We start from the raw sequence: 21266 nt of genomic DNA, 5'->3' as shown, positions 1-21266 counted from the left end.
GGCGTCCCCCTCAAACGAACATGTCGAGTTTTTCGATTTCGCCGTCTTCGCCGAACTCGACGAGTTCGGCGACGAAACTCGGCAGATAGCCGGTGAAGGCATGCACCGCCTGGCCGCCGGCGCGGCCGACCAGATGGAAGATCGGCTCGACGATGACGAGGCCGGTATCCGGATCGATGCCGATCACCTCGGATATTTCGGTCACCGCGCGCCGCCCGCTTTCCAGGCGGTTGAGCTGCACGACGAGCTCGACGGCGGCGACGATCTGCTGGCGGATCGCCATCACCGGCAGCGAGCTCTGGCCCTGCAGCACCATCACCTCGAGGCGGGTCATCATGTCCTGCGGCGTATTGGCATGCGCCGTCGTCATCGAGCCGGCATGGCCGGTGTTCATCGCCTGCAGCATGTCGATCGCCTCGGCGCCGCGGCACTCGCCGACGATGATGCGGTCGGGGCGCATGCGCAGCGCGTTGCGCACCAGATCGCGGATGGTGACGCTGGTTTCGGACTCCGCCGTCTTCGGCCGCGATTGCAGATAGACGACATGGATGCCGTCGAGCTGCAGTTCCGACGTGTCCTCGACGGCAACGACGCGCTCGCCGATCGGGATGAACTGCGACAGGCTGTTCAACAGCGTCGTCTTGCCGGAACCGGTGCCGCCGGAGACGACGATGTTCTTGCGGGCCCGCACCGCCGCCTCGAGGAAGGCGCGCATCGGCTCGCTGAGCGCGCCTGCCGTCACCAGCTTGGAAATGTCGAGCCGCGACTTGCCGCCGAATTTGCGGATGGTGAGGCAAGCGCCCTTGACCGCCAGCGGCGGGATGACGGCGTTGACGCGCGAACCGTCGGGCATGCGGAAATCGGCCATCGCCTCGCTCTCGTTGATCGAGCGGTTGGAATCGACGGCGATGCGCTCGATCACCTTCATCAGCTGCCGCTCATTGGCGAAAGCGAAGGGATAGCGTTCCAGCAGGCCGAATTTTTCGACGTAGATCTCATCGTAGCGCGTCACCATGATTTCCGAGATGACGTCGAGATCCATCAGCTCCGAGATCGTGCCCCAGCGGTACATCAGCTCCTCGATATTGGAGCGCAGATGCATATGGGCGATCTCGTAGCGGTCGCCGGCGTTGAAGAGCGCCTGGCGGGACTGAAAGGCGGCGCTGAAGCGCGTGTCGAGCTGGGCGAAATCGGCGCGGGTGGATTCGAAATTCAGCTTCAGCTGCAGCGCCGAGATCAGCGCCTTGCCGACGTCGAACAGGCGGCGGTTGTCCTGCTCCTCGCGCAACAGGCTGGCGGCCGTCGACGAGGCATCGCGCCGCCCGGTGCGGGCGATGCGTTTGGCCAGCCAGCGGTAGACGGCGTTCTTGATGACCAGGATGACCAGATCCTGCGGCGCCGCGTCGAGCGCCTCCTTGATGAACATGTCGAGCCGTTCGCGGATGCGGTTGCGCGTGTCCTCGCGGCCGAAATCGGAGGATTTGACCAGCCGGTCATATTGCGTGTCCTTTAGCAGTCGCTCATGTATCTCCATCTGCAACGCCAGCACCCGCTCCTGGTCCGGAAACTGCGTCACCGCCTCGGCGGCCGCGGCCGGCTCGACCAGTTCGATGGTGACATTCGGCACCCAGATCGACATGCCGGCCGAGACCGCGACCGGCGTGCCGGCCCTGAGCGGCTGATCGTCGACGCGGGTCGGATTGCGGCCGTGATGCTGCACCGACCAGCCCTGACCGGATTTGCGCAGCACGAATTGCGGCGATGAGACATGGCTGCCGCGCAGCCGCACGACGCCGGCGCCGGCCGGCAGCGTCAGCGTGCTGCTTTCGCCGACGAAATAGGTCTCATTGGAAGAAAGCGGGATCACCTCCCGGCCGCTGCCATCCTCATAGGAAATCTTCAACAGCATGGCTTACCCCCCCGCAACGCTCACATGCGCGTCCAGTTGATGCTCGGCAGTTCCTCGACGCTGTTGTCGGCCGGATTGCGCAGCACCATGTTCAGGCTGCCGTTCGACTGGCCGAGCGCAAAAATCAGCATTTCGGCCTCCGACGGCGTCACCTCGACGGTCACATTATTGTAGGTGCTGTTGGCTTTGGTGATGGCGCCCTCGGCCGTCGTCGCCGCGCCGACGGCCAGCACTTTGACGTTCTGCAGGAAGGTGCGGGTGACGACGCGGGTGCGCGAGCTGATGCCGAGTTTATAATCCTGCGCCTGCTTGCGGTAGGCGTTGACGTCATTCTCGTCGGCGCCCGGATATTGGGTGAGATAGTTCTTCAGCATCTGCTCGACCGGCGAGGCCGGCTGGGCCGGCGCCTGCGGCTGCCCAGCCACGGCGGGCGCCTGACCGGGCACGGCAGCAGGCTGACCAGGGGTTCCGGGCTGAGCTGCGGCCGCCGGCGCCACCGGTTCGACCGGCTCATCGACGGTGCCGATGATATCGACATAGCTGCCGGGCTCGACGAAATGGCCGACGGCGGCGGCGGCGTTGACGGGCAGGGTGAGCGCCCGTTTGCCGGGCGCGATCATCGTCGTCAGGCGTCCGCCGTCATTGTCGTCGAAATACTGGAAGAGCAGCACCGAGCCGGCCGGAATGTCGGCGGCGGCCGTCCTGTCCTTCAGCCATTCCCGGTAGGCGCCCGCCGCAGGCACCGCGAGCTTGGCGAGCGGTCCGAAGCTTTCCGGCAGCATCACCGGTTCGGCAAGCATATCAGGCGTGATCGCCTGACCGCGCGTCACTTTCCTGTCGGGCTGGAGCCGCATGAAGGCATAGGCCGTCTGCTCGTTCTTGACGCTCTCGGTCCAGAAGTAGAGCAGAACACCGGTGATCAGCCCGACGATGACGGCCGCAATAAGCTTCCAGTTCATGGTGTTATTCCTTCGACGAAGGGTTGCCTGATTTGAATGACCTCGACGGTCCGGCCGTCGGTTCTGCTTCTGACGTAGAGAACATTGGCCTCGACGCTGCCGCGCCGGCCATACAGGGCGGTGACCCCGCCGCGTTCTGCCGGTTGCGTCTCGATGGTGAAGCCGTCACGGGCGAGAAGCTCGGCGCGCGCATCGGCCCAGCGCACTGCCGACAGCGAGCCTTTGGAGACGACCGTGCGTGAGGTATGGCCCTTGTCGCGGTCGCCGATATCGCTCAGCACCTCGACGCCGGCGGGTGGGCGCAGCGACTGCGGTAGCTTGCCGGCATCGGCGGGTGCTGCGAAGGCCGGCAGCGACGACGCCACGTCCTCGAAGCGGCTCATCAGCACCTCGGTCACCGGCGCATCGGCGGGCCGGCGGATCATGATCGAGACGCCGGGGATCGGCGCTCTCGCCGAGGGATTTGCCGGGTCCTGTTTCTTGAGATAATCGAGCGCGGCCTCGCCGTCGCCGTCGAAGAAGCGGACGACGACGGCAAGATCGTCGCGGATGCGGCTGACCTTCGGGACGATCAGCATGTTGGCGGCGATGACGGCGGTCAGTTCCCGGCTGTCGTTGCTCTTCGGCAGGGCCGGCCTGGTATTGACGGCCAGCACCCGCAGCCATTCGTCGGTGATGTCGGAGATGCTGCGATCGCTCTGGTAGGGCGTGAATTCGAGCGGCTGGCCGTTGATGACGAGATCGCGCGGTGCCCGCTCCGGCGCGCCGAGAATGCCGGCCAGCATCGAATTCAGCGTCGCCCGGAAATCCTTGTAGACCTCGGCGCGGCCTGGTGTGGCGGCCACGGCGCAAAACCCGATGACGAGCGCCACGCCGAGAAAATGAAAGGAGATACGCGCGCTTTGCCTCATCACTTCGCTCCCGGAAAGACGCCGTCGAACAGATCGCCGGAATCGTCGGCCACATCGCGGATTTCCCGTCGCAGCGTCGGATCGTAGCCGCGGCGCGTGGTGTCGTTGTTGTGCGAGGCAAACAGCGTCGCATCGTCCACCGTGAAGGCGTCCTTCCAGCGGAGGCTCCTGATCGTGTCGAAATCGTCGGAATCCCTGAACTTGTAGACCCGGTCGGCTGTCGCGGTGACCAACTGCGGCTTTTCATTGGCGAGATCGCCGACCATGTCGCCGAAATCGCGGCCGTCGCTCTTCAGCGTGTTCTGCACGTCGTCCCAGACGAAGGTGCGCTGCGGCTCGCCGCCGCCTTCGTGCGAGGGCGTGCGCGAGCAGCTCATGGCATCGCGCCCGGGCAGCGCCGGCAAGGCCGGGATCGGGAAGACATTCGAGAAATCGGAGGTGCAGTCCAGCCCGTTCGCCTCGGCGAAGGCGGCGTTGCGCATCGCCAGCATGGTGCCGACCTTCTTGGTGGAGATCCTGTTGGCGTGGATCATGAAGATCACGATCAGCAGGATAACCGGTGCGGCGAGCACGAATTCGATCGAGGCCAGGCCGCGGCGGTCGCGATGCAGCCGCATCATCAGGCCGCCGGCCGGCGCGCCGCCGGTCGTCTCAATGTGTGTTGACGGCAGCCCAGGCATTGGCTCCTCCCTGGTCGAAGACGCGGGTCAGGCCGGTGAAACTGTCGGCGGCCGGGCTCTGCTTGATGGTGTTCGAAACCTCGCCGGTATTGTCGGCGAGCGTGGCAGGCGCCAGCGATGCGAGCCAGTCCTGCGTATAGAGGTCGAAGGCCGTGTAGTTGTGGACCCAGCTCTGCGCGAGCGCATAGGCGGAGGGCGTCTTGTCCTTGAAGATGCGGATCTGCAGCCTGGCGCGCGGCGCGCGGGAAACGATCGCCAGCGTCTGGTAATCGTCGAGCTGCTCGCCGCCGAAGGGCGTGAAGTTGAAAGGTATGCGCCCTTTCAGCCAGTAGGGCTTGGGGAAGGAGATCACAGGCAGGGGAGCACCTGCCACCGAGATCGCACCGCCGGCCGGGCCGCAGACCTGGTTCCAGATCATGTCGAACTTGCGGGTGAAATCATTCTCGTCCTTCGTCTGCTTATCGGAATAGCGCGGCGGCACGTCGATCGGCAGCTGGAAGGGGTTCACGACGCCGAATTCGAGACCGAAGAACTCCTCTGCAACGAAGAAGCTGGCATCGAGCGTGAGTTCCTCCCACCAGCTCAGATCGGCATATTGCTCGATGATCGCCTTGAACGGGATCTTGCTCAGATAGGCCGGGCCGAAGGCTTCATAGAAGATGTAGAAGTTCACCAGCGCATCGTCGATGCCGCTTTCGTGGTTGACGAAGTCGCGGATATGGCTGCCGTCGACGCCGCCGGCGGTCAACGGACCCTTGCCGTTGGGGAAGCCGCGATTGGCGAACTCGCCGCGCATCAGGAACGGATCCTGTCCCTCGGTGCCCCGGCTCATCGCCAGGCACATTTCAGCATAGGCCGCAGCGGGATTAATGCCATCGCGATCGACCGGCAGGTTGCCGCCTGCACCCTCGCCGGCGTCGTTGCAGGAGTCGCATGGCGGATGGAAGACGACATGGTCCGACTTGTTCATGCGCACCAGATGCAGGGCTTCGTTGCCGACGCGCTGCGGAAAGCTCTCGACAAGGTAGTCGTTGAGATCGTTCATGCCGTCGATGATGTCGCTGGATTTTACGATGAGCCCCCAGGGATCATAATCGATCTGTGCTTTTACCGTGTAGGCAATGGCAATGGTGGCTTCCGTCGCCCGGAACCCCTGGAACGCCAGGCAGGCGCCGTAGATGATGCCGCCGACGATCGGAACCTTCTGCCAGCCCGGGCAATAGGGCATCGGCGGCATCGGCGGCAGCAGGGACGCCGGGCCGAAGCCCTCGGTGAAGGAGTACTCGGCGAGTTTCGCCAGAATGGCGGTCGAGCGCAGGGCCAGTTCCGCCGTGGTGAGCTGGAAGGCGACCGAGGTCGCCATGACGACGGTGGCCTGCGAGGAGGCGACGTTGTTCATCGCCATGATGTTGAGATAGCGGGCTTCCCAATCGGCATGGACGAGAGCGGCGGCGTCGGCCGTGTCCTGGGTGCGCTGCTTGTCGTAGATCATCTGTCCCGTATTCAGGATCCAGACGATCATCAGCGCGAGCGCGATTGTCATGTAGAGAATGATCGGCGACAGGAAGCCGCGCTCGTCGCGGTGCAGGCGCTTGATGAGGGTCGGTGTCATAGCAGGTTCACCTCCGCCTTCGAGATCGTGTAGTAGCGGCCGTCTTTCCTCTGGCCGCGGGCAAAGACCCAGCCGGCATATTCGAGCAGCAGGAAACGCGCTTCGACTGTGGCGGTTACCGGTACATGCGGCGAGCGGTTGATGGCGGCATAGAGCGCCATCGGCGCGCGGTCGACGGTGACCGTGACGTTTTGCGGGTCGAACATGTAGCGGGCCTGGTTGCGCATCGCCCGCCAGTTCTTCGAAAGGCCCGAAGCGTCGGCAAGGCTCTTCAGCGCCTCTTCCGGCGGCTGGCAGGCGCCGACGCATTTCAGCTGGTCGTAGGGGGCGGCCGGGATCAGCGCCAGGCGGGCGGCAAGGTCGGCTTTCCCCGGGGCGGCATCGTCATCGCAGGTCTTGGCGTCGATGAAGCTGCGAATGGTGATCGGCAGGGCCGGGCAGAAATAGACGCGGGCGCTGCGGGCCGCCGCATAGGCGGCATAATGGGTGAAGAGGTGGTTTTTCGCCAGGATCGCGAATTGAAAGACCACGAACATGAAGAAGACGAAGACCGGCGTGACGAGCACGAAATCCATCATCGTCGTGCTGCCGGAGATATCGCCATGCAGCTCCGATATCCGGCGCCGGCGGGCAGAAAGCCGCGGCAGGAGCAGCATCGAGGCAAGCAAGATCATCGCGATCGCAAAGGTGCCGAAGAGCGCGCCGTGATCCTCGGGGATCCAGAAGGTCCGCGAGTGCAGGATCGAACTCCAGAAGGCACCGTCGAAGAGGGGGCGTTCGAGTTCAGCGCGCATTGCCGTTACCTCACGAGTGAAAGAGGGGTGAAATCGGGCATGAACAGGCACCAGAAAAGTCCGAGAGCGGCGGCAACGCCGAAGCGGACGGTATGATGGGTTTCGCGCGGCTTCAGCACCGAGGCGGCATCGCGAAAACCGGCAGGCAGGAGCAAAGCGAACAGTCCGACGTTCCTGGCCAGCACGCTCCACTGAACACGCCGGCCCATCGAGAAGAGGGCGATCACGCCGCCGACCATCAGCGATGCGAGCGTCACGTCGATGGCGGGCCAGAGGCCGAGAATGGCGCCGAGCGCCGCCATCAGCTTGACATCGCCGCCGCCGCAGCTGCCGGCTGCGAAGGCGATGATGAAGATCATGCCGGCCGCAACGAGGCCGGCAAAGGCAAGGCCGATCCCTGCCAGACCCCCGTTGACTGCCGCCAGCATGAAACCGGCAAGCAGGCAGGGATAGGTCACGGCGTTCGGGATGTGACCCTGGCGGTGATCGAGCACCGCCGCGGTCGTGGCGCAAGCGACGGCAAGAGCCGCCGCTGCAGGCATCAGGGTCAGATCGTAGGTCATATCCATGACACGGGACCCGCTTATTGACCCGGCTCGGGAATTCTCTCGGCATCCGAGAGCGCCGTGTTCTTTTCGTTGAACCATTCGCCGATCTGTTTGCCGAATGCGAGCAGGAGCAGCATCAGCGGAATGACGATCAGGGCGACGGCAAGGACGATCTGGGCCATGTCGCCGCGTTCGTCCTGGTGAAGTGCAATTGCGAGAGTCTTGAGTTTTCCAAACATCTGCGTATTCCTCGTTCCTAGGTTTGTTTCGGATCGAAGACCTGAGAGAAGATTACCAAGCATACGGTATCGATCCGAACCAGCACGTTGCTCGTTCCAATGATATGTTCTGCTTCAGCTTTTCTTCCCCGGCGGCCAACGCTTGTTGAGCAACACCATTAAGACCCAAGAGTGCGCCCAAGGCCAGCCCTCCGTCAAGCAAACGGAACGGAGGGTTCCAATTGTCTTGGAGGCGTCTCATGATGAAACGCAGTTGACGGCTGAAATTCCAAACTAACCGCCTGAACCTGCTATAGTTTTACCCTTTGGAACGCGTTTTTCGCCGGCATTGCGAGCTGCCGTTCACTGCCCCATAATTGGTCAATTCTTTCAAGGTGATAGAATAGATGGAGCAGAAGCACGAGAACCGCCGTCCGCGCGGGGACGCGACCATGGCGTTGCTTGGCGATCTGGATTAAGCTTATCCGACAGATTGGGCTTGGCCCTTCAGTCGTTCCGGAGAGAAAACCATGGAAACGATGAGCAGCATTTTGATACTTGCACTGGTCCTCATTCCGCTGATGATGTTCTTTCCGACCGCGGTTCAGATGATGGCGACATTGTTCGGCATGAGCACGGTTCTGGTGGGGATGCCGCTCTGATGAAGGCCGTTTCCGACGACGCCGCCGAACAGGCGACCTTCCAGGTCCTGACCCGGGCGCTGGACAAGCTCTTGGGCCCGATCCGCTTCCTGCTCGAGGATCCGAGCGTTTCCGAAATCCTGATCAACGGCACATCCGACATCTTCGTCGAACGGCGCGGCAAGCTCGAACGCGCCGATACGCGGTTCGCCAGCCGCGAGGACCTGGAATCGGCCGCGCGCAGCATCGCGCAATTCTCCGGCAAGCGGCTGACGCCGGAGGAGCCGAGCGTCGAGGCGCGCCTGCCGGATGGTTCGCGCGTGCAGATGATCCAGCCGCCGGCCGCCCGCACCGGGCTCTGCATCTCCATCCGCCGTTTTTTGAAAGAACATCGCAGCATCCGCGATCTCGTCACCCAGGGCAGCCTGACCGAGCAGTCGCTGACGCTGCTGCAGGCGGCCGTCGGGCTGCAGAAGAACGTCATCATCTCCGGCGGCACCGGCACCGGCAAGACGACCATGCTGAACGCGCTGTCGGAAGCCTTTGCCGACCACGAGCGCATCATCGTCATCGAGGACACGTCGGAACTGCAGATCCGCAAGGAGCATGTCGTCTATCTCGAAGTGACCAAGCCCGACCGTTTCGGCCGCGGCGGCGCCAGCATCCGCGACCTGTTCCGCTCGTCGCTGCGCATGCGCCCCGACCGCATCATCGTCGGCGAGTGCCGCGGCGGCGAGGCGCTCGACATGATCCAGGCGATGACCTCGGGCCACAGCGGCAGCCTGTCGACGGTGCATGCGAACACGCCCTACGACGCCCTGCACCGGCTGGAAACGCTGGCGCTGATGTCGGATATCGACATGCCGCTGCGGCCGCTGCGCGCCCAGATCGCCTCGGCGGTCGACGTCGTCGTGCAGATCGCCCGCTTCAAACGCACCGGCCGACGCCGGGTGATCGAGATTTCCGAGATCAAGGGTCTCAACAATGACGGCCAGTACATCGTCGAAAGCATTTACAAGCTCGAAGGCGACGGCCATTCCAACTCCGACGGCGCCCTGCTGTGGACCGGGGTCGTGCCGACTTTCGCCGCCGACGCAGTGGAAGAGCTGCAAGGTGCAGAGCGCGCGGAATGGATGAAGGCCGAAGCCGCCACGCGGGAAACGGCTTGAAAGCTGTCGGCAGACGCTGAGAATCTGGTGCCTTCGAGGGAAGGGAAGGCAAGCCTGGTTGCCTTCCCCCGGTGTTTACCGGCGCTTTTTACGCCAGGGCGCATTCTGCTGCCAGTCGCCGGCCATGATGCTCCCGTAGGGGATCACCTCGTCGACCACTTCGGCGAGACCGTAATGCTCGATCTGCGCCCGCACATTCGCAGCACTCTTGTAGGCGCTCGGCAGTTCCGACACATCGGCGAAACCAGAGAAGAACCGCGCGTCGCGACCGCTTGTTTCCTTCTCCAGAATAGCCGCGATGTTGTTCGGGCTCAGACCTCGCGAATTCGCACCGTACTCCGCAGACAGCTGCCTCATATGCGCGCTGCGCGAAAAGTTGCGGCCAGCGCCATGCGGCGAGAAGCCGAGGCCATGGGCAGCGTTCGAGCCGCGGACGATCAGGATCGGTTCCGCCATATTGAGCGGAATGATGGTCAGATCGGTCGCGTCATGCGCCCAGTTGTCGAAGGCAGGGGTAGCACCCTTTCCGTGGTAGAACAGCCCGTCCGACTTCCGGAAGACGAAATTATGCTCGTTCCAGAAGCGGTCCGCGACCTTGGCCGAGAGTTTTTCCGCCGCCAGGTCGTGAAGGACATAGTGGTTCTCTTTCGTCCACTGGCGGATCGTCTGCAGCGCCGACCAGTAAAAGTCACCTTCCTCGGTATCCGCCGGAATCCAGGCATTTTCCCGATGCGTCTCGGGCGAAATGCGCTCCCGAAACTGGTTGGCGACCTTCATGCCCCTATCGTAGAGACGTGCGCCCGGCGCTCGCGATCCGTGGTGGGTCACAAGGGCGGTTTCACCGGTCGACTTCATCGTTCCGACATAGGCGAAATGATTGCCGTCGCCCTGGGTGGCGAAATGCTCGATGCCAGCGCTCAGCACACCATCGCGCAGATAGGGATTCTGCTCGAAGGCCGAAAGCGTCGCTTCGGAAGGCTTCAGCTGCGCGCCGCGGGGCCGGCCGCCGGGACCGAAATGCGTCACGGCGTGCACGGCGTCCAACAGCGATTTCGGATCCACGCCAGGAAAGATCGAAATCGCCATGGAGCAGCAGATATCGGCCGAATGCATGCCGGGATGGATCGCTTCGGATGCCACCACGCCGCCGACCGGGATCGTTCCGACCGGACCCGCCGGGCAGGCGTCCGGCATGATCGCCGCGGAACGGACAACCGGCGTGCGCACCAGCGCCCGCATCGTCGCGTTGACCTTCTCGACATTGTCCTGCTCGAAGGCGTTCTCGGCGCGAATATTGGAATAGATCTCGATATCGTTATCGGCCCTCAAGGCGAGCGTCGGCCCGGGCTGGAAGCCCCTTGCCGCCTCCAGCGCATCGGTCACCGAGCCACCCTTGCTCAAAACCGCGTTGGCCGCGTCGAGAGCCGGGCGAAACCACTTCCCCTGGCTCATGCCGGCATCGATCAAATCCTGTCCGCTCATCACCGCTATCATTGTCTTTTCTGCGTCTGCAGTCCTTCTTGTTCAGTTGCGTCTCTTCATACCGCCTGGGCGACGAGCATTGCCGGAGATCTATCTCGCCGCACGCATTCCATGATCATGGCGCGATGCGACCCCTGTAGTCACCGGCGGCATTCGCCCAGGCTTTCTTCATCATCCCGACGACGAGATCTGACAGGACAATTTACTGAGCTACGTGCTCCTTTCGGAAACACGGGATGATTTGAACACCCGACCTGCCCACCGGAAATCCGAGGGGCCGCTCTTTCCCTGTAGTCCTGCCGGCATTCGCCGGGGTAGTCCGTTCCTGCGTGGCAGGAGCTTGCAGCGGCGACGAGGGTGGACGAAACCGGATGGCCCCGCTCGTGCCAGAGAGCGTATGCCCAGGAGGAGTCGAACCTGCCAGACCATCCAACTTTGGAGGCTGTAGTTCCGTCCGGCATTCGCCGCTGCAATCTTCGTCATGGCGACAAGTGTCGGGAAACAGCTTGCTCTACCAACTGAGCTACAGGACCAGGCCTGGCGAGGTTCGAACTCGCGACACAGATGTAGTCCCCCATGCATTCGCCATGTCATTCCATTCGTCCGTGACGACGAGGTGTGGTGAAACAGCCTGCTCTATCCGCTGAGCTACGGGTCCGTGAACTGGGAGGACCCGACGGGATTCGAACCCGCGACCAGGAGATTAACGATCTGTAGTTTCATCCGGCATTCGTCACGTCTCCCCGCGCCGTTCACGGCGACGCGGGGGTATTGCTTCCTGCGAGCCCGTCAGAGCTCGATTGCCTCGATGGCTTTCACCCAGCCATCCGCTCCTTTGCTATTGGCCGCAAAAGCCGTGATCACCCCATAGACGGCATCCGAGAAGCCACCGATGTTGAGCACGTCTTCCCGGGTCGGCGCCTGCGTCGTGGCGTGGGGCTGGATGTCGAGGCAGACCAGCTTTGCAGCCGGGTTGACCCGCTTGATCCTGGCCCATTCCGCCATCACCGCCGTCGGCTGGCCGCTGCCGCGCGCATCCACCCAGGACTCATTGTCCGAGATGAACACCACGAGATCGACCTTCGCCTTCTCGTTTGCCAGCATCCTCAGAGGTGCGGAGCAGTTGGTTCCGCCGCCACCGATTTTCGCCAGCTTACCGGCATTGGTCATCACCGAATCCCGCTTGTTGAGGCTGACGCGCACCACGTCATTCTCGAACGGCAGCACCCGCGCCTTCGGGTTGCGCTGCAGGAACGCCGCGGTCATCAGACCGGCGACGTCGATGCAACGAACCGAGGACGTCGCGCCCTTCCGGTAGCCGGTCACGGGCGAGCCCATGGAACCCGACACGTCGGGGCAGAGCACCACATTGCCCGTCAGGGACGGCACATTGGCGATGGCGATATCCATCGCGTCCTGAAGCGCATTCCGCACGATATCCGGAACTTGGCCATCGACCATCTTCCACGCCATCATCAACTGATAGGGGAAGACCTTTGCCTTGCGGATTTCCTCCGGATCGGCAAGCCGCGCCGCCAGCGCCTCGGCAAAACCCTCGACCGCGAACACGCCGTTGCGTGCAAAGGTGTTGAGGTTCTGCCGCACCATCTGCCAGCCGCCCTTGCGGGCGATCTCGACCCAATGCTCCCGCGTCAGCGGCAGCGAGGTCAGCATCTGGAACGGCACATCCGGCACTGGCAGCGTCTGGTCACGCCGGAACGCTTCCAATGCCTTGACCAGCTCCGGCAGTGCCGCGTAGTCGTGCGGCTTGCCGATCGCCCAGGCATAAAGCGCCTTGCGCTCCTCCGTCGCCGGCTTCGGATGCACCATGCGGATGACGTCGGCGAGCGAGGGATCGTTTCCGACCATTGCACGCAGGATCTGCTCGGTGCTGGCCCGTTCGAGCCACGCCTGCACCACCTTTTTCGGGCGCGTGCCGAGCGACTTCCGACCCGTGGCGCCGGAGCGCATGACCTGCACGAAGCCGCGCAGCATCTTGCCGCTCTTCACCACCCGCGGGAATGCGCGGGCGAAGGCATCGCTCTGAAGACTGGAGAGCATGGCAAGCAGCGTCACCGGCATGTCCTTCATGTGACCTTTTTCAGCGGCGTAAACAGCGACCTTGGCGAGAAATTCCGGCTCGACCTCAAGGGCAAGCGTCTTTACCGCGTCAAGCTGCTCAGCGCCTTCAGCATAGAAGGTGCCGTTGAAGGTACCGGTCACAGCATATTGCGCCAGCGCCTCGCGCGGCGTCAGCCGGTAGGCCGGGGCCGCTTCATGATTTTTTGTATCCGGTCCCGGAAGCAGCTTCCCGAGGTAGGTTTTGAAGATTGCCTTGTTGACCATGACAGCACCTGTTGTTTGGTTCGTGCCAGATACAATTCAAGACGCGTGCCAGTTTGGAGAAAGGAACACGTCCCATTTGCAATTTTCTTTTATCCATTTGTTTTTGAACACTAAATTTTTACGACCTTCTGGCGCAATCATGAATTGCGAAAATCGTTATCCCGATTATATTATCGCAAACTATATTGGTTTATAATTTTGGATAAGTCATGAAGCGCCGTGTCGCCATCAGCATATTGGGAACCACCCTGGATGCGGGGAAATGGGAAAATCGCTGGAGCCGCTGGCGGCCGAATGTCGCGCTCTGCCAGCAGCCGGGCCTGTTCATCGACCGGCTGGAGCTGATCCACGACAACCACTCGCAAGCTCTCTGTCACCGTATCGTTGCCGACATCGGAACTGTGGCGCCGGCAACGGAGGTGCGGAGCAATGTCATCAACTTTCGGGATCCCTGGGATTTCTCGGAGGTCTACACGCAACTCAGGGACTTTGCCCGCAACTACAACTTCGACCCCGAAACGGAAGACTATCTCGTCAACATCACCACCGGCACCCATGTGGCGCAGATCTGCTGGTTCCTGCTGACCGAAGCCCGCATCATTCCCGGCCAGTTATTGCAGCTTTCGCCGCCGCGCGACCGGGAGCCGGAGCAGGATTTCGCCGGCACGCATCGGATCATCGACCTCGACCTGTCCCGTTATGACGAAATCGCCAAGCGCTTCGCCTCCGAGCGCGAAGACGCCGCCTCCTTCCTGAAGTCGGGGATTTCGACCCGCAGCACCGCCTTCAACAGAATGATCGACGAGATCGAAAGGGTGGTGATCCGCTCGACCGCGCCCGTTCTCCTGACGGGGCCGACCGGTGCCGGCAAATCGCAACTCGCCCGCAGGATCTACGAGCTGAAGAAGAGCCAGCGCAAGGTCAGCGGTCCGTTCATCGAGGTCAACTGCGCGACCCTGCGCGGCGACCAGGCCATGTCCACCCTATTCGGCCATGTGAAAGGCGCCTTTACCGGCGCTGCCGGCGAGCGTGCCGGCTTGCTCAAATCCGCCGACAAAGGCGTGCTGTTCCTCGACGAGATTGGCGAACTCGGCCTCGACGAACAGGCCATGTGCCTGCGCGCGATCGAGGAAAAGAAGTTCCTGCCTGTGGGCGCTGACCGGGAGGCGTCCGCGGACTTTCAGCTGCTTGCCGGCACCAATCGCGATCTTGGCGAGGATGTCCGCAAAGGCAGGTTCCGCGAAGATCTCTATGCCCGCCTGAACCTCTGGACGTTCCAGCTGCCGGCCCTGCGCGAGCGCAAGGAGGACATAGAGCCCAATCTCGACTTCGAGCTCCGGCGCTATCTGGAACGAGAAGGCGAAAATGTTACGTTCAACAAGGAAGCACGCGAATGCTATCTTACTTTCGCAACCGGCCCGCAAGCCGTCTGGAGTGCCAATTTTCGCGACCTGTCGGCTTCGGTGACCCGCATGGCGACCCTCGCGCCGCACGGGCGCATCACGACTGACGTCGTTGATGACGAAGTCCGACGGCTGAATGCGTTTTGGCGCAGCTCGAGTGACGACGGCCGGGTGGACCTGATCATTGAAGAAATGCTGGGTGCAGAGACTGCTGCCAACCTCGATCGTTTTGACGCAGCCCAGCTTGCCACCGTTCTTCACACTTGCCGTCAACACGCCACGGCAAGTGCTGCGGGCAGAGCCCTGTTTGCGATGTCGCGACTGGAGAAAAAGAGCAGCAACGACGCCGATCGCCTGAGTAAATATCTCGCGCGCTTCAGTCTCAGATTCGAGGACATCAAGAAATCGGGATAAGGGCTATGTGCTGAGCGCGACCGCCAATCGGTTGACGGCAAGGATAGCCTTTACGCGCTATCCTTTTCGGCACTCGCCGCCATATGCCTGAGTTCGTCCCACAGACTTTCGGCAAAACTGCGCAGGACCGTGAGTTCGAAACTGTCGTCGCCGGTGCGGACGATCTGAACGGAGATATGGCCGACCATCGTCATCGCCGAGTTGCCTTCGGCAAGGACGGCGGGATCGAGATCGATGGCGGTGCCTTTTGACAGCAGCAGCCGCGAGGCGCGGCCGGAAACGCCGATGCGGACGCGGCCGTGGCTCTGGTCCATGACGAAGGCTTTTCCGGCAAGCGCTGCCGCTAGGGCTTGGAGACCGGCGGGAGAAAGCGGCGCGTCGCCGGCGACGAACCATTGGCGGAAGCCGGCCTTGCGGATCGAACTGTTCGCGAGGCCGGCTTTGACCAGTTCGGCGGCCAGTGCCGCCGGTTCGATCGCGCCGAGCACGTGCAGCAGATGGCCTTCCGGCAGGGCTTCCAGCCGGAGGCCGGACCCTGACATGCCGTTATATCTAGCGCCGGCCAGAACCGGTCTGTGCTGGGGAAGATCAGGCATGGAGCTTCTCGTTTTCGGGATCGATGAAGACGGGATGGCAGAGCACCGCATCGGTGTATTCATTGTGCAGCCCGTTCCAGACCGTCACCTTCTCACCGATGCGCTCCGGCCCGCGCCGGACGAGCGCCAGACCGATCTTATGGCCGAGCGTCGGCGAAAAGGCGCTTGAGGTGACGTAGCCCTGGTCGTTTTCGAGCGTCGCCGCAGCGCCTTCGGCAAGGATATGCGAGCCGGTGCGGAAGCCGCTTGCCGGGTTGAGCGGCCTGACGCCGACGAGGCGCGGCCGCTCGGGATCCTGCAGGCCCTGGCGGGCAAGCATCGCCTTGCCGATGAAATCCGGCTTGGTCGATGACACCATGCGGCCGAAGCCGAGATCGCCCGGGGTGACCGTGCCGTTGATCTCGGCATGGGTGACGTGGCCCTTTTCGATGCGCAGCACGCCGAGCGCTTCGGCGCCGTAGGCGCAGATGCCGTGTTTTTCCCCGGCGGCCATGATCGCATCGGCAACGCTCTCGCCGTAGCCGGCCGGCACGGCCAATTCGTAGGCGAGTTCGCCGGAGAAGGAGATGCGGAAGAGCCGGCCTTCGAGACGGCCTGCGAATAGGGACACCTTGCGGGCGCTCATGAAGGGGAAGGCAGCATCGGAGATATCCTCGTCGACGATCTCGGAAAGGATGGCGCGGGATTTCGGCCCGGCAATGGCCATCTGCGCCCATTGATCGGTCGAGGAGGCGAAGCAGACGTCGAGTTCCGGCCACAGCGTCTGGGCGCAGAATTCGAGATGGGTCAGCACGCCGGCGGCAAGCGCCGTCGTCGTCGTCATGAAGAAATGCTCGTCACTGAAGCGGCTGGTGGTGCCGTCGTCATAGATGAAGCCGTCCTCACGCAGCATGATGCCGTAACGGGCCTTGCCGACGGCAAGCTTGGCGAAGCCGTTGCAATAGACCCGGTCGAGGAAGGTCGCGGCATCCTTGCCTGATATTTCGATCTTGCCGAGGGTCGAGACGTCGCAGAGGCCGGCATTTTTGCGGATATTCAGAACTTCGCGGTCGACGCTGTCGCGCCACGTCGTTTCACCGGCGCGCGGGAACCAGGAAGAACGGTACCAGAGGCCGGTTTCGACGAAGACGGCGCCGTTCTTCTCAGCCCAGCCGTGCAGCGGCGATTTGCGCGCCGGCTGGAAATCTTTGCCGCGCGATGACCCGGTCAGAGCGCCGAAGGAGACCGGCGTATAGAAGGGCCGGAAGGTCGTTGTTCCCACCTCAGCCGGCGACACGCCGCGCGCTTCGGCCAGGATGCCGATGGCGTTGATATTGGAAAGCTTGCCCTGGTCGGTCGCCATGCCGCTGGTGGTATAACGCTTGGCAAGCTCGACATGGCCGTAGCCTTCGCGCACCGCGAGGCCGAGATCCTTGAGATGCACGTCGTTCTGATAATCGACGAAAGCCTTGCCCTTCGAGCCCTTGACGGACCAGAGCGGCTTTGAGCCTCGAACCGCTTCCGGCGCAGCAGCAAAGGCCGGTTCCGCGGCTGCGAAACCGATCGTCTTCAGGGCGGCGGTCGCCTTTGCAGCACCATCGCCGAGGCAGGCCGCGATTTCCTCAAGGCCGGCAGCCGAGCCGGCAACGGCAAGGCCGTCTTGCGCGGCCGGCGCCAGAAACGCCGAAGCTTCGTCCGACCATCGCGGCTTGCCGCCGCGATGGCAGGCAAGATGAATAATCGGGCTCCAGCCGCCCGACATGGCAAGCGCATCGGCTTCGATGCGGCGGATGCCGGCCGTGGTTTCGACGCTGACGCCGGTGAGGCGCTTGCCGCCTTCGGCATCGATCACCCGGGCGCCCTTCAACACCTCGGCGCGGCCCTGCCAGCCCTTGCCCGCATCGGCGCGGCTGTCGACAATCGCAGCGACCTGAAGACCGGCGGCTTCCAAATCGGCGGCGGTGCGGTAACCAGAATCGTTGGTGGTGAAGACGACAGTGCTTTTGCCTGGCGCCACCGCCTGCCGGTTGAGATAGCTGCGCATGGCGCCCGCCATCATCACGCCGGGAATATCGTTGCCGCCGAAGACGAGCGGCCGCTCTTCGGCCCCAGTCGCCAGGATCGCCTGGCGGGCGACGATGCGCCACAAGCGTTCGACCGGGCGGTCCGGATCGGGCAGCGCCACATGTTTCTGCACACGTTCGACGGCGCCGAAAACATTGTCGTCGTACCAGCCGAAGACGGTCATGCGCGGCAGGCGGCGCACATTTTCCAGCCCCTCGAGTTCCGCCAGCAGCTCGCCGAGAAGCGCGTCCGCCGGCTTGCCCCCGATCGTGCCGCTCTCGGACAGCAGGCTGCCGCCGAATTCGGGGCCTTCGTCGGCAAGGATGACACGCGCACCGGCGCGGCCGGCGGTGAGTGCTGCGGCAAGGCCGGCAGGGCCGGCGCCGATCACCAGCAGATCGCAATGCGCCCAGCGTTTTTCATAGGTATCGGGATCGGCCTCGTAGGAGGCTCTGCCGAGGCCCGCCGCCTTGCGGATCACCGGTTCGTAGAGCTTTTCCCACAGCGCCGCCGGCCACATGAAGGTCTTGTAGTAGAAACCGGCGCTGAGGAAGGGCGAGAGCAGGCCGTTGACCGCGCCGACATCGAAGCCAAGCGAAGGCCAGCGGTTCTGGCTCTTTGCCGCCAGCCCGTCGTGGAGCTCGATCATCGTCGCGCGCGTATTCGGTTCGGTGCGCCCGCCGCTGCCGGCCGTCACCAGCGCGTTCGGTTCGGCGGCCCCTGCCGTCAGGATGCCGCGCGGGCGGTGATATTTGAAACTGCGGCCGACGAGCTGGACGCCATTGGCAAGCAGCGCCGAGGCGAGCGTATCGCCCGGATGACCTTCCAGCGCCTTGCCGTCGAAGGTGAAGCCGAGTGTCGTGGCGCGGTCGATGCGGCCGCCGGCGGAAAGACGGAAGCTGGTCATGCCGGTTCTCCGCCGAGCTTCGCAAGCGCGGCATCCCTGACGCCGTGGACCGCATGAGTGACGGTATCGCGCTCGACGATCAGCCAGCGGCGGCATCCGGACGAATGGTGCCAGTATTCGCTGTGACGGCCGCGCGGATTGTCACGCAGATAGACATAGTCGAACCAGGCATCCGCGCCGGCATCCGGCGCCGGCCTGACAAGGCCGGCATCGCCGCGGATCGAGAATTCCTCCTTCGGCCGGGCGCCGCAATGGGGACAGGAAATCAGGCTCGCCATCGTCAAATGTCCTCAGTGCAGATTGGGCTGGGCGCCGACGCCCTTTTCGTCGATCGGATAGCCGCGGGCAAAACGGTCGAGCCGGAAGGCGCGGGCCGTCTGATGCGGCGTGTTGCGGGCGATCAGATGGGCGTAGCAGAAGCCGGAGGCGGGCGTCGCCTTGAAGCCGCCGTAACACCAGCCGGCGTTGAGATAGAGATTGCCGATATGGGTGCGGTCGATGATCGGCGAGCCGTCCATGCTCATATCCATCACCCCGCCCCAGGAACGCAGGAAACGTACCCGCGACAGCGAAGGGATCATTGCCACGCCGGCTTCGGCGACATGCTCGACGGTCGCCAGATTGCCGCGCTGGGCATAGGAATTATATCCGTCGATATCGCCGCCGAAGACGAGGCCGCCCTTGTCGGACTGGGAGACGTAGAAATGTCCGGCGCCGAAGGTGACGACATTGTCGATGAAAGGCTTCAGCCCCTCGGAAACGAAGGCCTGCAGCACATGGCTTTCGATCGGCAGGCGGAGGCCGGCCATATCGGCGACGACGGTGGAATTGCCGGCGGCTGCCAGCGCCAGCTTGCCGCAGCCGATGAAGCCCCTGCTGGTCTCGACGCCGGTCACCTGACCGTTTTCGCGGCGGATTCCGGTCACCTCGCATTGGGTGATGATGTCGACGCCGCGGCTGTCGGCGCCGCGCGCATAACCCCAGGCGACCGCATCATGGCGCACCGTGCCGCCCCGCGGCTGGAACAGGGCGCCCATTACCGGGAAACGCGCATTGTCGAAATCGAGGAAGGGCAGTTTTGTGCGCACCGCCTGCCGGTCGAGAAGCTCGGCGTCGACGCCGTGCAGCCGCATGGCGTTGCCGCGGCGCGTATAGGCATCGCGCTGCGCGTCGGAATGAAAGAGGTTGAGCACGCCGCGCTGCGAGACCATGGCGTTGAAGTTGAAGTCCTGCTCCAGCCCCTCCCAAAGCTTCATCGACAGCTCGTAGAAGGGATTGTTGCCGGGAAGCAGGTAGTTCGACCGGATGATCGTCGTGTTCCTGCCGATATTGCCGGAGCCGAGATAGCCCTTTTCGAGGACGGCGACATTGGTGATGCCGAATTCCTTGGCGAGATAATAGGCGGTGGCAAGGCCGTGCCCGCCGCCGCCGACGATGATGACATCGTAATGCGGCTTCGGCGCCGGGTCACGCCAGGCGGGCGCCCAGTCTTTGTTGCCGCGAAGGCCGTTGAGAAAAATCGAAAGAGCGGAATAGCGCATGGGTCAATCCGAATAGAACGACCGCATGATGCCAGAAAGACCGGGATCAACTTGCATAATGGGGACATGAATGATTAGAAAAGGGACATGTCCTCCTCCGATAGCAAAAATGTCCAGGAGATCGGCTTCATCCTGATCCCGGGATTTGCGCTGATGTCCTATGCCTCGGCGACCGAGCCGCTCAGGGCGGCAAATCTTCTGGCCGGGCGCGAAATCTATCGCCTGTCGATCTTTTCGCCGGATGGCGCGCCGGCACTCTCCTCCTCGGGCGTCATCGTGCCCGCCGAACCTCTTCCGGCCCGGGGTTCGGGGCTTGGCACGGCCTTCGTCTGCGCCGGCGGCTTGCCGCGCGAGTGGCGTTATCCCGGCGTGCTTGGCTGCCTCAGGCAGCTGTCGCGCGAAGGTGTGAGGATCGGCGGCATTTCGGGCGGTCCCTATCTGATGGCTGCGGCCGGACTGCTGGAGGGTCGCGACTTTACCATCCACTGGGAGTATGCCGCCGCCCTTCTCGAAGCCTTCCCGGATCTCACGCCGCGTCAGGCGCGCTTCATGATCGACGGCAGCAGGATCACCTGCGGCGGCGGCATCTCGGCGCTCGACATGATGCATGTGCTGATCGCCGAGCGCATGGGACCGGATTTCGCCCGCCGCGTCAGCGACTGGTATCTTCACACAGAGGTCAACGAGCCCGCCGCACCCCAGCGCGCCTCGCTCGCCGAACGCTACGGCGTCCACCACCCGGGGCTGCTCAACGTTCTCGAACGGATGGAGGAGACGATCGAGATGCCGCTCGGCCGCGCCGCCATGGCGCGCATCGCCGGCGTCACCACCCGCCATCTCGACCGGCTCTTTGCGGCCCATCTCGGAACCACCTTCCTCGATCAATACCACAGGATCAGGCTGCAGCATGCCCATCGCCTGCTGAAGCAGAGCCCGCTTTCCGTCTCGGAGATCGCGGTTGCCACCGGCTTTTCCAGTCTCAGCCACTTTTCCCGGATGTTCCGCGCCGCCTACGGCATCGCTCCGCGCGAGGCACGGCGGGAATAGTTTTCCTCCCGGTTGAGAAAATTTCACTATGACGATAGGGTTGGCT

At 63.3% G+C, this 21266-nt stretch carries 18 protein-coding genes; 4 read left to right on the top strand and 14 right to left on the bottom strand.

The window, feature by feature from the left end:
• Positions 1 to 10: 10 nt before the first annotated feature.
• From AMK05_RS29630 to AMK05_RS29595, 8 genes are read right to left on the bottom strand one after another with little or no spacing between them, the layout of a single operon-like run.
• On the bottom strand, positions 11 to 1909 hold the full coding sequence (locus AMK05_RS29630) for an ATPase, T2SS/T4P/T4SS family (RefSeq protein ID WP_064843659.1): 1899 nt from the start codon (positions 1907 to 1909) through the stop codon (positions 11 to 13).
• Between the two features lie 20 nt (positions 1910 to 1929).
• Positions 1930 to 2868 (bottom strand): Flp pilus assembly protein CpaB, encoded by a 939-nt coding sequence (gene cpaB / locus AMK05_RS29625; RefSeq protein WP_064843657.1) that lies wholly within the window; start codon positions 2866 to 2868, stop codon positions 1930 to 1932.
• Positions 2865 to 3779: a hypothetical protein gene (locus AMK05_RS29620; protein ID WP_064843655.1), complete on the bottom strand. Its 915-nt coding sequence runs from the start codon at positions 3777 to 3779 to the stop codon at positions 2865 to 2867. Before AMK05_RS29620 ends, cpaB begins: the two co-directional genes overlap by 4 nt.
• A complete protein-coding gene (locus AMK05_RS29615) occupies positions 3779 to 4459 on the bottom strand; it encodes a TadE/TadG family type IV pilus assembly protein (RefSeq protein WP_064843653.1) in 681 nt (226 codons plus the stop codon). The genes AMK05_RS29620 and AMK05_RS29615 overlap by 1 nt, the downstream gene beginning before the upstream one ends.
• Complete coding sequence (locus AMK05_RS29610) at positions 4431 to 6071, bottom strand: Tad domain-containing protein (RefSeq protein WP_064843651.1); 1641 nt, start codon at positions 6069 to 6071, stop codon at positions 4431 to 4433. The genes AMK05_RS29615 and AMK05_RS29610 overlap by 29 nt, the downstream gene beginning before the upstream one ends.
• Positions 6068 to 6865, bottom strand: a complete 798-nt coding sequence (locus tag AMK05_RS29605; RefSeq protein WP_064843649.1) for a TadE/TadG family type IV pilus assembly protein — start codon at positions 6863 to 6865, stop codon at positions 6068 to 6070. The genes AMK05_RS29610 and AMK05_RS29605 overlap by 4 nt, the downstream gene beginning before the upstream one ends.
• A gap of 5 nt (positions 6866 to 6870) precedes the next feature.
• Entirely contained in the window at positions 6871 to 7434 is a 564-nt protein-coding gene (locus tag AMK05_RS29600; protein ID WP_064843647.1) for an A24 family peptidase, read from the bottom strand.
• Positions 7435 to 7448: 14 nt separating this feature from the next.
• The gene (locus AMK05_RS29595) at positions 7449 to 7652 is read right to left on the bottom strand and encodes a hypothetical protein (protein ID WP_003563674.1); all 204 of its coding nucleotides are present in this window, start codon (positions 7650 to 7652) and stop codon (positions 7449 to 7451) included.
• A gap of 509 nt (positions 7653 to 8161) precedes the next feature.
• Here AMK05_RS29595 and AMK05_RS36030 point away from each other — a divergent pair.
• Positions 8162 to 8293 carry a hypothetical protein gene (locus AMK05_RS36030; protein WP_003594894.1) on the top strand — a complete coding sequence of 44 codons (132 nt, stop codon included), beginning with the start codon at positions 8162 to 8164 and terminating at the stop codon, positions 8291 to 8293.
• Entirely contained in the window at positions 8293 to 9441 is a 1149-nt protein-coding gene (locus AMK05_RS29590; protein ID WP_064843645.1) for a CpaF family protein, read from the top strand. Before AMK05_RS36030 ends, AMK05_RS29590 begins: the two co-directional genes overlap by 1 nt.
• Before the next feature lie 75 nt (positions 9442 to 9516).
• Here the strand turns inward: AMK05_RS29590 and AMK05_RS29585 are convergent, their stop codons facing one another.
• Together AMK05_RS29585 and AMK05_RS29580 are read right to left on the bottom strand one after the other, a co-directional pair.
• Entirely contained in the window at positions 9517 to 10923 is a 1407-nt protein-coding gene (locus AMK05_RS29585; protein WP_064843851.1) for an RtcB family protein, read from the bottom strand.
• A gap of 789 nt (positions 10924 to 11712) precedes the next feature.
• Positions 11713 to 13269, bottom strand: a complete 1557-nt coding sequence (locus tag AMK05_RS29580; RefSeq protein WP_064843643.1) for a hypothetical protein — start codon at positions 13267 to 13269, stop codon at positions 11713 to 11715.
• Between the two features lie 209 nt (positions 13270 to 13478).
• Here AMK05_RS29580 and rtcR point away from each other — a divergent pair, with 209 nt between their 5' ends.
• Positions 13479 to 15086, top strand: coding sequence for an RNA repair transcriptional activator RtcR (gene rtcR / locus AMK05_RS29575; RefSeq protein ID WP_064843642.1), 1608 nt, complete (start codon positions 13479 to 13481; stop codon positions 15084 to 15086).
• 50 nt (positions 15087 to 15136) lie between these two features.
• On the opposite strand, the gene AMK05_RS29570 is transcribed toward rtcR, so the two are convergent.
• From AMK05_RS29570 to AMK05_RS29555, 4 genes are read right to left on the bottom strand one after another with little or no spacing between them, the layout of a single operon-like run.
• Positions 15137 to 15682, bottom strand: a complete 546-nt coding sequence (locus AMK05_RS29570; RefSeq protein WP_064843639.1) for a sarcosine oxidase subunit gamma family protein — start codon at positions 15680 to 15682, stop codon at positions 15137 to 15139.
• Entirely contained in the window at positions 15675 to 18632 is a 2958-nt protein-coding gene (locus tag AMK05_RS29565; RefSeq protein ID WP_064843637.1) for a sarcosine oxidase subunit alpha family protein, read from the bottom strand. Before AMK05_RS29565 ends, AMK05_RS29570 begins: the two co-directional genes overlap by 8 nt.
• The gene (locus tag AMK05_RS29560; protein ID WP_064843635.1) at positions 18629 to 18910 is read right to left on the bottom strand and encodes a sarcosine oxidase subunit delta; all 282 of its coding nucleotides are present in this window, start codon (positions 18908 to 18910) and stop codon (positions 18629 to 18631) included. Before AMK05_RS29560 ends, AMK05_RS29565 begins: the two co-directional genes overlap by 4 nt.
• A 12-nt stretch (positions 18911 to 18922) precedes the next feature.
• The gene (locus tag AMK05_RS29555; RefSeq protein WP_064843633.1) at positions 18923 to 20173 is read right to left on the bottom strand and encodes a sarcosine oxidase subunit beta family protein; all 1251 of its coding nucleotides are present in this window, start codon (positions 20171 to 20173) and stop codon (positions 18923 to 18925) included.
• An 87-nt stretch (positions 20174 to 20260) separates the two neighbouring features.
• On the opposite strand from AMK05_RS29555, the gene AMK05_RS29550 reads away from it, so the two are divergent.
• Complete coding sequence (locus AMK05_RS29550) at positions 20261 to 21220, top strand: GlxA family transcriptional regulator (RefSeq protein ID WP_064843632.1); 960 nt, start codon at positions 20261 to 20263, stop codon at positions 21218 to 21220.
• Positions 21221 to 21266: the final 46 nt, after the last annotated feature.

The sequence above is a fragment of the Rhizobium sp. N324 genome, assembly GCF_001664485.1.
Taxonomy (GTDB): Bacteria; Pseudomonadota; Alphaproteobacteria; order Rhizobiales; family Rhizobiaceae; genus Rhizobium.
The sequence above is the reverse complement of the archived record's forward strand: the minus strand, read 5'-3'. Positions and strand labels throughout refer to the sequence as shown.

Bases quoted from the DNA above. Each gene is read 5' to 3' on its own strand.
- AMK05_RS29630 (WP_064843659.1), bottom strand. From the start codon at position 1,909: ATGCTGTTGAAGATTTCCTATGAGGATGGCAGCGGCCGGGAGGTGATC.
- cpaB (WP_064843657.1), bottom strand. From the start codon at position 2,868: ATGAACTGGAAGCTTATTGCGGCCGTCATCGTCGGGCTGATCACCGGT.
- AMK05_RS29620 (WP_064843655.1), bottom strand. From the start codon at position 3,779: ATGAGGCAAAGCGCGCGTATCTCCTTTCATTTTCTCGGCGTGGCGCTC.
- AMK05_RS29615 (WP_064843653.1), bottom strand. From the start codon at position 4,459: ATGCCTGGGCTGCCGTCAACACACATTGAGACGACCGGCGGCGCGCCG.
- AMK05_RS29610 (WP_064843651.1), bottom strand. From the start codon at position 6,071: ATGACACCGACCCTCATCAAGCGCCTGCACCGCGACGAGCGCGGCTTC.
- AMK05_RS29605 (WP_064843649.1), bottom strand. From the start codon at position 6,865: ATGCGCGCTGAACTCGAACGCCCCCTCTTCGACGGTGCCTTCTGGAGT.
- AMK05_RS29600 (WP_064843647.1), bottom strand. From the start codon at position 7,434: ATGGATATGACCTACGATCTGACCCTGATGCCTGCAGCGGCGGCTCTT.
- AMK05_RS29595 (WP_003563674.1), bottom strand. From the start codon at position 7,652: ATGTTTGGAAAACTCAAGACTCTCGCAATTGCACTTCACCAGGACGAA.
- AMK05_RS36030 (WP_003594894.1), top strand. From the start codon at position 8,162: ATGGAAACGATGAGCAGCATTTTGATACTTGCACTGGTCCTCATTCCG.
- AMK05_RS29590 (WP_064843645.1), top strand. From the start codon at position 8,293: ATGAAGGCCGTTTCCGACGACGCCGCCGAACAGGCGACCTTCCAGGTC.
- AMK05_RS29585 (WP_064843851.1), bottom strand. From the start codon at position 10,923: ATGAGCGGACAGGATTTGATCGATGCCGGCATGAGCCAGGGGAAGTGG.
- AMK05_RS29580 (WP_064843643.1), bottom strand. From the start codon at position 13,269: ATGGTCAACAAGGCAATCTTCAAAACCTACCTCGGGAAGCTGCTTCCG.
- rtcR (WP_064843642.1), top strand. From the start codon at position 13,479: ATGAAGCGCCGTGTCGCCATCAGCATATTGGGAACCACCCTGGATGCG.
- AMK05_RS29570 (WP_064843639.1), bottom strand. From the start codon at position 15,682: ATGCCTGATCTTCCCCAGCACAGACCGGTTCTGGCCGGCGCTAGATAT.
- AMK05_RS29565 (WP_064843637.1), bottom strand. From the start codon at position 18,632: ATGACCAGCTTCCGTCTTTCCGCCGGCGGCCGCATCGACCGCGCCACG.
- AMK05_RS29560 (WP_064843635.1), bottom strand. From the start codon at position 18,910: ATGGCGAGCCTGATTTCCTGTCCCCATTGCGGCGCCCGGCCGAAGGAG.
- AMK05_RS29555 (WP_064843633.1), bottom strand. From the start codon at position 20,173: ATGCGCTATTCCGCTCTTTCGATTTTTCTCAACGGCCTTCGCGGCAAC.
- AMK05_RS29550 (WP_064843632.1), top strand. From the start codon at position 20,261: ATGTCCTCCTCCGATAGCAAAAATGTCCAGGAGATCGGCTTCATCCTG.